Source organism: Paraburkholderia sp. BR10937 (assembly GCF_040965695.1).
GTDB lineage: Bacteria > Pseudomonadota > Gammaproteobacteria > Burkholderiales > Burkholderiaceae > Paraburkholderia.
This window is the reverse complement of the sequence record NZ_JBFRCL010000001.1, coordinates 1-12,755: the sequence shown is the minus strand read 5'-3', so window position 1 is coordinate 12,755 and position 12,755 is coordinate 1. Positions and strand designations below refer to the sequence as shown.

Annotated in this window: 12 protein-coding genes; 11 read left to right on the top strand and 1 reads right to left on the bottom strand. The window is 65.7% G+C overall.

From position 1 onward, the window contains the following. The first annotated feature begins 7 nt into the window (after positions 1-7). Positions 8-520, top strand: a complete 513-nt coding sequence (locus AB4Y44_RS00060; protein WP_368698379.1) for an ureidoglycolate lyase — start codon at positions 8-10, stop codon at positions 518-520. Between the two features lie 103 nt (positions 521-623). On the opposite strand, the gene fur is transcribed toward AB4Y44_RS00060, so the two are convergent. Further along, on the bottom strand, positions 624-1,052 hold the full coding sequence (fur, locus tag AB4Y44_RS00055) for a ferric iron uptake transcriptional regulator (protein WP_069268417.1): 429 nt from the start codon (positions 1,050-1,052) through the stop codon (positions 624-626). A 136-nt stretch (positions 1,053-1,188) separates the two neighbouring features. Here fur and AB4Y44_RS00050 point away from each other — a divergent pair, with 136 nt between their 5' ends. From AB4Y44_RS00050 to AB4Y44_RS00005, 10 genes are all read left to right on the top strand, one after another. Continuing rightward, the gene (locus AB4Y44_RS00050) at positions 1,189-2,124 is read left to right on the top strand and encodes an outer membrane protein assembly factor BamE (RefSeq protein ID WP_368698378.1); all 936 of its coding nucleotides are present in this window, start codon (positions 1,189-1,191) and stop codon (positions 2,122-2,124) included. Between the two features lie 173 nt (positions 2,125-2,297). Then, positions 2,298-3,095: a 4-hydroxy-tetrahydrodipicolinate reductase gene (dapB, locus tag AB4Y44_RS00045; RefSeq protein WP_368698377.1), complete on the top strand. Its 798-nt coding sequence runs from the start codon at positions 2,298-2,300 to the stop codon at positions 3,093-3,095. A 53-nt stretch (positions 3,096-3,148) separates the two neighbouring features. After that, on the top strand, positions 3,149-3,880 hold the full coding sequence (locus tag AB4Y44_RS00040; protein WP_342919385.1) for a MotA/TolQ/ExbB proton channel family protein: 732 nt from the start codon (positions 3,149-3,151) through the stop codon (positions 3,878-3,880). Positions 3,881-3,892: 12 nt separating this feature from the next. Then, a complete protein-coding gene (locus tag AB4Y44_RS00035) occupies positions 3,893-4,324 on the top strand; it encodes a biopolymer transporter ExbD (protein WP_324162301.1) in 432 nt (143 codons plus the stop codon). 178 nt (positions 4,325-4,502) lie between these two features. Further along, complete coding sequence (gene leuS / locus AB4Y44_RS00030) at positions 4,503-7,097, top strand: leucine--tRNA ligase (RefSeq protein ID WP_368698376.1); 2,595 nt, start codon at positions 4,503-4,505, stop codon at positions 7,095-7,097. 100 nt (positions 7,098-7,197) lie between these two features. After that, a complete protein-coding gene (gene lptE / locus AB4Y44_RS00025) occupies positions 7,198-7,761 on the top strand; it encodes an LPS assembly lipoprotein LptE (RefSeq protein ID WP_342919383.1) in 564 nt (187 codons plus the stop codon). Between the two features lie 43 nt (positions 7,762-7,804). Further along, positions 7,805-8,995: a DNA polymerase III subunit delta gene (holA, locus tag AB4Y44_RS00020; protein ID WP_368698375.1), complete on the top strand. Its 1,191-nt coding sequence runs from the start codon at positions 7,805-7,807 to the stop codon at positions 8,993-8,995. 201 nt (positions 8,996-9,196) lie between these two features. Next, the gene (locus AB4Y44_RS00015; protein WP_368698545.1) at positions 9,197-10,468 is read left to right on the top strand and encodes a glutamate-5-semialdehyde dehydrogenase; all 1,272 of its coding nucleotides are present in this window, start codon (positions 9,197-9,199) and stop codon (positions 10,466-10,468) included. Between the two features lie 76 nt (positions 10,469-10,544). Then, the gene (locus AB4Y44_RS00010; protein ID WP_342919381.1) at positions 10,545-10,967 is read left to right on the top strand and encodes a CopD family protein; all 423 of its coding nucleotides are present in this window, start codon (positions 10,545-10,547) and stop codon (positions 10,965-10,967) included. Positions 10,968-11,739: 772 nt separating this feature from the next. Beyond that, positions 11,740-12,755: ESPR-type extended signal peptide-containing protein (locus tag AB4Y44_RS00005; protein WP_368698374.1), on the top strand; the 1,016-nt coding region annotated here is incomplete at its 3' end.

Genomic DNA, 12,755 nt, shown 5'->3' with positions numbered 1-12,755 from the left:
AGCCGCGATGCAGATCCTGCACATGGAACCCTTGACGCGCGAGGCGTTCGCGCCGTTCGGCGACGTCATCGAACTCGAAGGCGCGCGCCACTTTCCGATCAACGGCGGCACGACCGAGCGCTTTCACGATCTCGCCGCCATCGACGTGAACGAGGCGGGCGGCCGGCCCATCGTCAGCGTGTTTCGCGCCCAGCCGCGTGCGTGGCCCGTCGAGATCGCGATGATGGAGCGGCATCCGCTAGGCAGCCAGGCGTTCGTGCCGCTCGGCGACGCGGGCTACGCGGTGGTGGTCGCGCCCGCGGGCGAGTTCGATCCGGCCGGGCTGCGGGCGTTCTGGGCGGGGCACGGGCAGGGCGTCAATTACGCCAAAGGCGTCTGGCATCACCCGCTGCTCGCGTTCGGGCGCGTGAGCGACTTCGTGGTGATCGACCGCGGCGGCACGCAGCCGAACTGCGACGAGATCGCGCTCGCGCGGCCCTGGCGGCTCGCGCAAGCCGACACGCCGCTCGTGCCCGCCTGAGGTCCGGCCCGTTTTTCCCAAACACGGGCTCACCAAACGAAAACGCCACGGCAGATCTGCCGTGGCGTTTCCATTTCTGCAGCCTGCAAACCGCAAGCGGTGGTCAGTGCTTGCGGTGCGGGCAGTTTTCCTTGGTGCAGGCGCCGTACAGGGCGAGGGCGTGCTCCTGGAGCTTGAAGCCGCGCTCCGTGGCGATCATCTGCTGGCGCTTTTCGATTTCGGGGTCGAAAAATTCTTCAACGATGCCGCAGTCGAGGCACACGAGGTGGTCGTGGTGACTCCCCTCGTTCAGCTCGAACACCGCCTTGCCCGATTCGAAGTTGCTGCGCGTGAGCAATCCGGCCTGCTCGAACTGCGTGAGGACCCGGTAGACCGTGGCGAGGCCGATGTCGAGCTCCTCGTTCAGCAGGTTGCGGTAGACGTCTTCGGCAGTCAGATGGCGCACGGGGCTGTGCTGAAAAATCTCCAGGATCTTGAGGCGAGGCAGCGTCGCCTTGAGGCCGATGTTCTTGAGATCGGTTGGATTGGTCATGACGATAAGTCCCTGGAGTACAATGCTAGGTTGTTATGTTAATGCGTTTTTGCCGTTCCGGGCATTTTCGCCAGAACTTCGAACGATCTTCTACAGAATACGCGCGGCTTCGCGAAAAGCCCGCACGGTGAGGGAAATGATTCCAGAATTCACAACGATCGGCCGGCGCATGCACGGCGGCCGCCTGGCGTGCACCCTGCTGGCTGCGGCCGCGTTCGCCGCGCTCGCCGGCTGTAAAACATACGACAGCGTGACGCAGCGCGTCGCCCAGAGCATTACGCCTTACCGCATTACCATCGTGCAAGGCAATTTCGTCTCGGCGGAAGCCGCGGCGCAGATGAAGGTGGGCATGTCGCGCGCCGAGGTCAAGCAGCTGCTCGGCACGCCGCTCCTCACCGACATGTTCCACGCCAACCGCTGGGACTACATCTTCTATTTCAAGCGCGGCTCGACCGCCGTGGTCCAGCAGCGTGACTTCGTCGTGCTGTTCGAAGGCGACCGCGTAGCGAGCTGGTCGGGTGGCGAAGACCTGCCCTCGAACCTCGAGCTGCTCGCCGAAATCGACGGCGACCGCAGCGGCAAGAAGGCCGTCGCGGCTGCGCCGGCATCGGGCGCTTCGGCGGCGGTGGCGGCTGCAGCGAGCGCGCCTGCGCAAGCATCGGGCGCGACCGGCCCGACGGTTGGCGACACGGCGCGCACGCCGTCGTCCGAACTCGGCACCGCCACCAACGCGCTGCCGCAGGACGCCAACGCACAGGCGGCCGCCGCCGCGAACCGCGCCACGGAAGCCGTGCAAACGCCAACGGGTCTGACGCCGTCGGTGCGCGCGGGCAATCCGCAGTCGTCGGCGCTGCCGCAGAACGTCGGCACGATGCCCTCGCAGGTTCAGCTGCATCGTCAGCCGCAGCCGCAAATCCAGGGCGTGCCGCAGACCAATCCGGTTGGCCCGACCGCCGGCGCGCAAGGCACCGGCGACACCAATGCGGCGCCGTCGGGCCCCGCACGGGATTCGTCGCTCGCCGCGCCGCCCACGGTGCCGGCCTCGGGAGCGGCTGCAGCTCCGAGCAACTGATCCGGCTCACCCAGCCGGTAACACAAGCAGGGCGTGGTGCGCGAGGCGCGCCACGCTTCGATCCGGCGGCCGGGGTGTCACTACCACCGGCCGCCGCGTTTTTTGGCGGCGGCGCTGCGTGGCGCCTGGCGGCATCCGGCACCGCGGCCAGCGACACATTGGCAGGAAGATTCATGAAAATCGCAATCGCCGGGGCATCGGGCCGCATGGGCCGCATGCTCATCGAAACCGTCCTGAATTCGCCCGACGTCACGCTCTCCGGCGCGCTCGTTCGCAAGGGCTCGGCCGCCATCGGCCAGGACGCCGGCGCGTTCCTCGGCAAGGACACCGGCGTGCGCATCACCGACGACATCGAGCAGGTCTTCGCGCAAAGCGACTGCCTGATCGACTTCACGCGCCCAGAAGGCACGCTCGTGCACCTCGAGGCGGCGCAGCGCCACGGCGTGAAGATGGTGATCGGCACGACCGGTTTCGACGCGCAGCAAAAGGCCCAGCTCGGCGCGGCCGCGCAGAAGGTCGGCGTCGTGTTCGCGGCCAACATGAGTGTGGGCGTAAACGTCACGCTCAAGCTGCTCGAATATGCGGCGCGCTTTTTCGAGACCGGATACGACATCGAGATCATCGAGGCGCACCATCGCCACAAGGTCGACGCGCCCTCGGGCACCGCGCTTGCGATGGGAGAGGCCGTGGCGCACGCGCTCGGCCGCAATCTCGACGACTGCGCCGTGTACGGCCGCGAAGGCGTGACGGGCGAGCGCGACCCCTCGACGATCGGGTTTTCGGCGATTCGCGGCGGCGATATCGTCGGCGATCATACGGTGCTGTTCGCGGGTATCGGCGAGCGCATCGAGATCACGCACAAGTCCTCGAGCCGCCTTTCCTATGCGCAGGGCAGCGTGCGCGCCGCGCGCTTTCTGCAGGACAAGGCCACTGGCCTGTACGATATGCAGGACGTGCTCGGCCTGCGCTGAGCGTTCCCCCTACGGTCCGGCGTCTGTGCCGGACCGACAGTGAGCGAGGTCCGATGGCAGCGAGTTCCGGAGTCATTCACTATCTGCAGACGGGCGACGCGGTCACCCACGCGGTTGCGTGGGTATTGCTCGCCATGTCGGTCGCGAGCTGGTGTTTCCTCATCATCAAGAGCTGGATCCTGCTGCGCGCGAAGCGCCAGGGGCCGCGCGCCATTGCGCGCTTCTGGCAGGCGCGCACCCTCGCAGACGGCGTTGCCGCCATGCGTCCGGTCGACCGCGAGCGCGTATTTCTGCCGCTGGCTCAGGCGGCGCTCGCCGCCGAGGAGGCCGACGCGCCCGGTATGATGCTCGCGCGCGTGGACCGCGGCGAGCGTGTGCTGCGGGCGCTGCGCGGCGCGCTGCAGGCGTCGCAGCGGCGCCTCGAGTTCGGCCAGGTCCTGCTCGCCTCGGTGGGCAGCACGGCGCCGTTCGTCGGTCTGCTCGGCACCGTCTGGGGCATCTATCACGCGCTCGGCAGCATTGCCGCAAGCGGCCAGGCGATGATCGAGAACGTGGCCGGCCCGGTGGGCGAGGCGCTCATCATGACGGCCTTCGGTCTCGTCGTCGCGATTCCGGCGGTGCTCGCCTACAACGTGCTGGGCCGCCTCGTGCGCCAGCTCTGCGACGATCTCGACGGCTTCGCCCACGACCTGCACGCCTATGCCTGCGCGCCCGAAGGCGCGCCGCTGCGCCGCGAAGGTGGTGCGCAGGGCGCGATGCGCGAAGGCGCGCGCGCCGAGTCGTAGGAGGCAACGCCTATGGCATTCGGCGGACTCGAAAAGAAGCGCGATACGGCACCGATGTCGGAAATCAACATGACGCCGCTCATCGACGTCATGCTCGTGCTGCTCGTCATCTTCATCATCACGGCGCCGCTCTTCTCGCACGCGATCCGGCTCGATTTGCCGAAGGTCGCCGCCGAGCCCGCGCAGCAAACGGCGCAGACCGTCACGCTCTCCATCGACGCCGCCGGCAAGCTCTACTGGAACGCCCAGCCCATCACGCTGGACGAGCTGCGCGCGCGCTTCACGGCGGCGGGCAAACAGCCCGAGTCGCAGCAGCCCGAGCTGCAGCTGCGCGCCGCGCGCGAAACGCGCTACGACGTGATCGCCCAGGTGATGGGCGCCGCGCAGCAGGCCGGTCTCACGCGCCTCGGCTTCGTGACCGAGCCGCCCGCCGGCGCTCACTGAAGACGCCACTGCGCACGCCGCTGAGCGCGCGCCAGTCAACGGTATAATCAACGTTTCCTTTAAAAACGGGCCCCGCGAAACCGCCGCAATCTGCCGGTATCGTGAACGGCCGGCCCGGTGCATCCGGCACCGAAGGTACCGAAGCAGCCGCCCGTTTCCAGCGTTCACCATCCACACCATGCTCGAAAAATACGTTCCCTCCGACGTCGAATCCGCCGCGCAAGGCGAATGGCGCGCCACCGACGCTTACCGGACGGCCGAGAAGGCCGACAAGCCCAAGTTCTACTGCGTCTCGATGCTGCCGTATCCGTCGGGCAAGCTGCACATGGGCCACGTGCGGAACTACACGATCAACGACGTGATGTACCGTTACCTGCGCATGAACGGCTACAACACGCTGATGCCGATGGGCTGGGACGCGTTCGGCATGCCCGCCGAAAACGCCGCGATGGCCAACAGCGTGCCGCCGGCCAGGTGGACGTACGACAATATCGAGTACATGAAGGGCCAGATGCAGTCGATGGGTCTCGCCATCGACTGGTCGCGTGAGATCGCCACCTGCAAGCCCGACTACTACAGGTGGAACCAGTGGTTCTTCCTGAAGATGCTCGAGAAGGGCATCGCCTACAAGAAGACCGGCACGGTGAACTGGGATCCGGTCGATCAGACCGTGCTCGCCAACGAACAGGTGATCGACGGGCGCGGCTGGCGCTCGGGCGCACTCGTGGAAAAGCGCGAAATCCCGATGTACTACCTGCGCATCACGCAGTACGCCGACGAACTGCTGAACGACCTCGACGGCCTCGGTTGGCCCGAGCGCGTCAAGATCATGCAGCAGAACTGGATCGGCAAGAGCTTCGGCGTGAACTTCGGCTTCCCGTACGAGCTGGACGGCGAGAAGAAGCTGCTGCGCGTGTTCACCACGCGCGCCGACACGATCATGGGCGTGACCTTTGCGGCGATCGCGGCCGAGCATCCGCTCGCCACGCGTCTCGCGCAAGGCAAGCCGGAGCTGCAGGCGTTCATCGACGAATGCAAGCGCGGCGGCGTGGCGGAAGCCGACGTCGCGACGATGGAAAAGAAGGGCGTGCCCACGGGCTTTACCGTCACGCACCCGCTCACGCACGAGCAGGTGCCGGTGTGGATCGGCAATTACGTGCTCATGAGCTATGGCGAAGGCGCCGTGATGGGCGTGCCGGGCCACGACGAGCGCGATTTCGCGTTCGCGCAGAAGTACAACCTGCCGATCAAGCAGGTCATCGCCGCAGAAGGCGAGACGTACTCGCTCGACGGCTGGCAGGAATGGTACGGCGACAAGGAACGCGCCGTCTGTGTGAACAGTGGCAGGTACGACGGCCTCGCCTACACGGCGGCCGTGGACGCCGTCGCGGCCGACCTGAAGGCGCTCGACCTCGGCGACAAGCAGGTCACGTGGCGCCTGCGCGACTGGGGCATTTCGCGCCAGCGCTACTGGGGCACGCCGATCCCGATCATCCACTGCCCGAGCTGCGGCGACGTGCCGGTGCCCGAAAAGGACCTGCCGGTCGTGCTGCCGGAAGACCTCGTGCCGGACGGCACGGGCAACCCGCTCGCGAAGTCGGAAGCCTTCCTGAACTGCAAGTGCCCGAGCTGCGGCGCCGACGCGAAGCGCGAAACCGACACGATGGACACCTTTGTCGACTCGTCGTGGTACTTCTACCGCTACGCCGCGCCGGATGCCGTGAACATGGTCGACGAGCGCACCGACTACTGGATGCCGATGGACCAGTACATCGGCGGCATCGAGCACGCCATTCTTCACCTCTTGTACTCGCGCTTCTGGGCGAAGGTCTCGCGCGACCTCGGCCTCGTGAAGTTCGGCGAGCCGGCGAAGAACCTGCTCACGCAGGGCATGGTGCTCAACGAAACGTTCTACCGCGAAGACGCTGCGGGCAAGAAGACCTGGTACAACCCGGCCGACGTGACCGTCACGCACGACGACAAGGGCCGCCCGATTGGCGCGACGCTCAATAGCGACGGCCAGGCGGTGGTGCTGGGCGGCGTGGAGAAGATGTCGAAGTCGAAGAACAACGGCGTCGACCCGCAGGTGCTGATCGACCAGTACGGCGCAGACACGGCGCGTCTGTTCACGATGTTCGCGGCGCCCCCCGAGCAGCAGCTCGAATGGTCGGGCGCGGGTGTGGAAGGCGCGAGCCGCTTCCTGCGCCGCGTGTGGGCCTTCGGCCACGCGAATGCCGAAGCGATCCAGTCGCGTGCCTCGTTCGACGCGGCCGCGCTCACGGACGTCGAAAAGGCGCTGCGCCGCGAAGTTTATAGCGTGCTCAAGCAGGCCGACTTCGACTATCAGCGCCTGCAGTACAACACCGTCGTCTCGGCGGCGATGAAGATGCTCAACGCCATCGACGGCGCCAAGGGTGCCGGTGCGGGCGTGCAGCGCGAAACGTTCGGCGTGCTGCTGCGCGTGCTGTATCCGGTCGTGCCGCATATCGCGTTCGAACTCTGGAAGGCGCTCGGCTACGGCGACGAATACGGCACGCTGCTCGATGCACCGTGGCCGAAGGTCGACGAAAAGGCGCTCGAGCAGGCCGAGATCGAACTCGTGCTGCAGGTGAACGGCAAGGTGCGCGGCGCCGTGACGGTGGCCAAGGACGCACCGAAGGACGCGATCGAAGCGGCCGCCCTCGCGCACGAGATGTTCGTCAAGTTCGCGGAAGGCCGCGCACCGAAGAAGATCATCGTCGTGCCGGGCCGCCTCGTGAACGTCGTCGTCTGACGAGGCAAACCAAGGCCATGTGAGCGGCGTAGCGCGCGAAGCACCGCGCGGCGCCGCTCAGCCGACACCGGCGACTCTGTCGCGAACCCAGGGAGTCCATGTGATTCGCAGATCGTTTCTCAGGTTGTTCCCGCTCGTCGCGGGCAGCGCGCTGGCCCTCTCGGCGTGCGGCTTCCAGCTGCGCGGCGAGCAGAACTTCGCCTTCAAGCGCCTCGCCGTGGTCGGCGCGCCGCCGCCGCTCGTCGGGCGCCTCTCGCGTATGGTCGAAGGCGGCAGCGATTCGGTGGTGGTCGACTCGGTGGCCAATGCCGACGCCGTGCTGCGCGTTTCCGAAGGTCGTAGCTTCAGCACGCTCACGCTCAATTCGCTCGGCGCGGTCGTGGAATATCAGGTCAACTATTCGCTGAACTACGCGCTGATGAAACCGGACGGCACCATGCTGATCCAGCCGAGCGTGATTTCGCTGAACCGCGCGATGACGTACAGCGATCAGTTCGCGACCGCCAAGACGCAGGAAGCCGATCTGCTGTTCACCGACATGCAGAACGACGCTGTCGACCAGCTCATGCGGCGCCTTGCCGTGCTCAAAACGATCAACCCGACGCCCGATCAGGTCGTGCCGGGTGTCGCGCCGCGCGCACCGCTGCCGCCGCCGCCGCTGTAATGCGCGTGGTTTCCATCTACTGAGCGATCTTTGACCGAGCGCCATGCAACTGCGACCTGACGCACTCGAACCGCACCTCGCGAGAGGGCTGGCCGGCCTGTACGTCGTCTACGGCGACGAACACCTGCTTGCCCAGGAGGCGTGCGACCGCATCCGCGCGGCGGCGCGCGCGGCGGGCTTTACCGACCGCTCGGTGTTCACCGTCGAGCGCGGCTTCGACTGGAGCTCGCTGCTCGGCGCGAGCCAGTCGATGTCGCTGTTTGGGGATCGCCAGCTGGTCGAGTTGCGCATTCCATCGGGCAAGCCCGGCAAGGAAGGCGCGGACGCGCTCAAGACGCTCGCCGCTGCCTCGAATCCGGACGTGCTGATGCTCGTTACGCTGCCTCGGCTCGACGCCGCCACGCAGAAGTCTGCGTGGTTCACGGCGCTGGCCGAGAGCGGTGTCGCGCTGAAGATCGACCCGGTCGAGCGCGCGGCGCTGCCGAACTGGATCGGCCAGCGTCTGGCGCTGCAAGGCCAGCGCGTGGCGCCCGGCGAGGACGGCCGGCGCGCGCTGCAATTCGTGGCGGAGCGCGTGGAAGGCAACCTGCTGGCGGCGCATCAGGAAATCCAGAAGCTCGGGCTACTGTATCCGCAAGGCGTGCTGAGCTTCGAGCAGATTCACGACGCCGTGCTCAACGTCGCGCGCTACGACGTATTCAAGCTCAACGAAGCCATGCTCACGGGCGACGTCGGCCGTCTCGCGCGCATGCTCGACGGGCTGCAGGGCGAAGGCGAGGCTTCGGTGCTGGTGCTGTGGGCCGTGGTCGAGGAAATTCGCACGCTGTTGCGCATCAAGCGCGGTGTGGCCGCGGGCAAGCCGCTCGCCATGCTCCTGCGCGAGAACCGCGTCTGGGGGCCGCGCGAGCGGCTCATCGGGCCGGCGCTGTCGCGCCTGAGCGAAGCGGCGCTGGAGCGCGGTCTTGCGCTCGCGGCGCGGCTCGACCGCCAGGTCAAGGGGCTTTCGGGTCAATCGCGCGCCGACTGGCGCAATGCGCTGCCGCCCGATGCCTGGGATGGCCTGTTCGAACTCGCCATGACCGTGGCCGCGCCTCGCGACGGCGCACCGCAGGCGCGTGGCGCCGCCGGTGCGCGCGGCGCGGCGGCGCCGGGCTGCGCGCAGCCGGGTGCTCAGCCAACTGGCCCAGCCGCGGCCCGACCGCGCACCGCGGGGCCGTTGCGCCGGCAAGGCTAAAGCGTTTCGCACTTGCCTGAACCGGCACGTCGGCGCGCCTGCCATGTGCCCACCGCGCGGCCGGCGCACCCGCCGGGCCGCCCGGCCACGTCCAGCAAACCTTGGCGGCTGGCCTTAAAATCGGCCTGAACCGCTTTGAATCGAACCGCGCTTGGGCAGCAAATCTGGCTGCGCCTCACGCGCCGCATGACGAAAGACACCATGAATATCGACCAGTACATGACCGACCTCGGCCGCCGCGCCCGCAACGCTTCGCGCGCGATGGCACGGGCCTCGACGGCTGCGAAGAACGCGGCGCTCGAAGCGGTGGCGCAAGCCATCGAGCGCGACGCGCAGCAATTGAAGGATGCGAACGCACGCGACCTCGCGCGCGCGAAGGAGAAGGGCCACGACGCGGCGTTCATCGACCGCCTGACGCTGTCGGACAAGGCGCTCAAGACGATGGTGGAAGGCCTGCGCCAGGTCATGGCGCTGCCCGACCCGATCGGCGAGATCAGCAACCTCAAGTTCCGCCCGAGCGGCATTCAGGTGGGGCAGATGCGCGTGCCGCTCGGCGTGATCGGCATCATCTACGAGTCGCGGCCGAACGTGACGATCGACGCGGCGGCGCTGTGCCTGAAGTCGGGCAACGCGACGATTCTGCGCGGCGGCTCCGAGGCGCTCGAATGCAATACGGCGCTCGCGAAGCTGATTGGCGAAGGGCTGGCCGCGGCAGGATTGCCGCAGGACGCGGTGCAGGTGGTCGAGACCGCCGACCGCGCGGCCGTGGGCAAGCTCATCACGATGACGGAATTCGTGGACGTGATCGTGCCGCGCGGCGGCAAGAGCCTGATCGAGCGCCTGATGGCCGAGGCGCGCGTGCCGATGATCAAGCACCTCGACGGCATCTGCCATGTGTACGTGGACGACCGCGCCGATCTCGCGAAGGCGCTCACCGTGTGCGACAACGCCAAGACGCACCGCTACGGCACCTGCAACACGATGGAGACGCTGCTCGTGGCGCGCGGCATTGCGCACGATGTGCTGCCGCCGCTTGGCCGCCTGTATCGCGAGAAGGAAGTGGAACTGCGCGTCGATGCTGCGGCGCGCTCGATTCTCGCCGACGCGGGCGTAGCTCCGCTGGTGGATGCGACCGAAGAGGACTGGCGCACCGAGTACCTCGCGCCCGTGCTGGCAGTGAAGGTGGTCGACACGCTCGACGACGCGATCGAGCACATCAACGCCTACGGCTCGCACCACACCGATGCGATCGTCACCGAAGACCACGACCGTGCGATGCGCTTCCTGCGCGAAGTCGACTCGGCAAGCGTGATGGTGAACGCCTCGACGCGCTTTGCCGACGGTTTCGAGTTCGGCCTCGGTGCGGAGATCGGCATTTCGAACGACAAGCTGCATGCGCGCGGCCCGGTCGGCCTGGAAGGGCTGACCTCGCTGAAGTACGTGGTGCTCGGCCACGGCGAAGGCCGTCAATAGTCACGAACCGCGCGAGGCGGCGCACGGCGTCGCGCGCCGCCTCGTTGCACAATCGCTCACGAAGAAGAAAAAAATAATGTCGATGCTCTGGGTCAAGACGTTTCACATCGTGCTCATCGCCTCGTGGTTCGCGGGACTGTTCTACCTGCCGCGCATCTTCGTGAATCTCGCGATGGAAACCGAGCCTGCGGCCGTCAAGCGTCTGCTCATCATGGCGCGCAAGCTCTACCGCTTCATGACGATGATCGCCGTGCCCGCGCTGCTATGCGGACTGTGGCTGTGGCTCGTGGTGGGCATTGGGCGCGGCCAGGGCTGGATCCACGCGAAAGTGGGCGTGGTGGTGCTGCTCATCGTCTATCACGCGTACTGCGGACATTTGCTCAAGACCTTCGAGCGCGGCGAAAACCGCCGCACCGACAAGTGGTACCGCATGTTCAACGAGCTTCCCGTGCTCGGCATGCTGGCTGCGGTGGCGCTGGCTGTCATCAAGCCGTTCTGACCCACTGACCCATTGACGCCGCTACTGCGGCGCGTATTCCAGCTTTTCCCCTGCGCGGGCGCCGTCAGATGGTGCCCGTTGTCTCGCGGCGCATGCGGGCCGCCGCAACACGCCAGCCGTCCTCCTGTTTCACGAACACGTCAGTGAAGCGATAGTCGATCTCCTCCGGAAATACTTCGAATAACTTATCGTCGAGAAAGTCGTCGAGAACAGCGGGCCGCCCCGTTGCTGCGGTCTTTTAATATTTGCCGAAAAAATTCTGACAATTCTTAATGCAATTGGGCCGGATACGTAGGATTTTTTTAGAAAAGGCGTGGGGGGATATTATTGGTGTTGAATTAAGGTTTATTTTTTGTAATAAGTTTCTGTGTGATTGAGGGAAAACGCGGAAATTTACTTTTGATTCTTATGTCCTTGTCTCGACCTTCGAGAGCGTCGTGTACGCCTTCTGGCTGCGGCTATCTTCCTTGTTGATTGTGCGCCTCAGCCTTATCGCATGGCGCCTTTTGCTTTAAGAGTTCTCTTATTCTCCCTGTGATTTCGAGTCCATAAAGTTGCTGCTGTCATCGCATATGGCTCCGATCGGCCTGTAAGCATTTTCTGAGCTATCGAAATAATCGAGTCATGGCGTGTTCGACGCAGATCGTTGGCTTTAATGGGCCAGTTGATTTTCTTTATTGAAGGAAATGGCCGGCAGATTGCAGCACGCATCGGGTTGTGACGCCCATGGGTATCACGCGGTCGGCACTCCCGGAATTCACCAGGGCTAGGAATGAACAGGACATACAAATCAGTCTGGAACGAGACCACAAGAACATGGGTTGCAGCGGCGGAAAACGCCAAAGGCAAGCGCAGGGGTAAGGGCAACGTGAGGGCGGTGGCGATTGCCATCGCGGCGTTGGGGGCTGCCAGCCAGGCGCACGCGTATATCGCTGGCGGGAGTGGCGCTACCGCGCCGAATGACAGTGGCATTGACTCAAACCTTGCGATTGGCTCGAACGCTTATGCGGCTGATACTTCAAATACGAATCTGATTGCACAGGATGGTCGCTCTCTCCGGCAGTACAACCTTGCGATCGGCGCCAATGCCAGTGCAACAGGCGCAGGAACAATGGCAATCGGCCAATACACGCTCGCCAGTGGCCAGAATGCGGGCGTGGTTGGCTTCGGTGCCACCGCTACGGGCGCGTTTGGAACCGTGGTGGGTTCGCTCGCAACGGCAGCCGGCGATGCCAGCAGCGCTCTGGGTTACAAGACAGTGGCAAGTGGCGATTTCTCTGCCGCAATGGGCAGTTACAACGCCGCGTTGGGCTACGGGTCGGTGGCGATGGGCGTATTGACGACTTCGACCGGCGCCACCTCGGTCGCCGTCGGCAGCGGCTCGACGTCAGTCGGCGATGGCTCCGTGGCAATAGGCACGTTGGCCGTCGCGACCAATGCAAACGACGTGGCGCTGGGCACGGGTACGACCACAGCAGCCGTGGTGAACACGTCGGGCGCGACGATCGGCGGCACTGGCTACACCTTCGCCGGCACGAACGCGAAGAGCACGATCTCGGTGGGTTCGCCAGGCAAGGAGCGCACGATCACGAACGTTGCGGCAGGCCAACTGACGGCTTCGTCGACCGACGCGGTGAATGGCTCGGAACTGTTCGCGACCAACCAGCAGGTCACGCAGAACTCGACCGACATCAGCGACCTGCAGGGCAATGTCACGAACATCACCGGCCAGCTCGCCGATGCGGTGATGTACGACACGTCGACGCACGACTCGGTGACGCTGGGCGG

Coding starts and splice junctions, on each gene's coding strand:
- AB4Y44_RS00060 (WP_368698379.1), top strand. CDS start 8: ATGCAGATCCTGCACATGGAACCCTTGACGCGCGAGGCGTTCGCGCCG.
- fur (WP_069268417.1), bottom strand. CDS start 1,052: ATGACCAATCCAACCGATCTCAAGAACATCGGCCTCAAGGCGACGCTG.
- AB4Y44_RS00050 (WP_368698378.1), top strand. CDS start 1,189: ATGATTCCAGAATTCACAACGATCGGCCGGCGCATGCACGGCGGCCGC.
- dapB (WP_368698377.1), top strand. CDS start 2,298: ATGAAAATCGCAATCGCCGGGGCATCGGGCCGCATGGGCCGCATGCTC.
- AB4Y44_RS00040 (WP_342919385.1), top strand. CDS start 3,149: ATGGCAGCGAGTTCCGGAGTCATTCACTATCTGCAGACGGGCGACGCG.
- AB4Y44_RS00035 (WP_324162301.1), top strand. CDS start 3,893: ATGGCATTCGGCGGACTCGAAAAGAAGCGCGATACGGCACCGATGTCG.
- leuS (WP_368698376.1), top strand. CDS start 4,503: ATGCTCGAAAAATACGTTCCCTCCGACGTCGAATCCGCCGCGCAAGGC.
- holA (WP_368698375.1), top strand. CDS start 7,805: ATGCAACTGCGACCTGACGCACTCGAACCGCACCTCGCGAGAGGGCTG.
- AB4Y44_RS00015 (WP_368698545.1), top strand. CDS start 9,197: ATGAATATCGACCAGTACATGACCGACCTCGGCCGCCGCGCCCGCAAC.
- AB4Y44_RS00010 (WP_342919381.1), top strand. CDS start 10,545: ATGTCGATGCTCTGGGTCAAGACGTTTCACATCGTGCTCATCGCCTCG.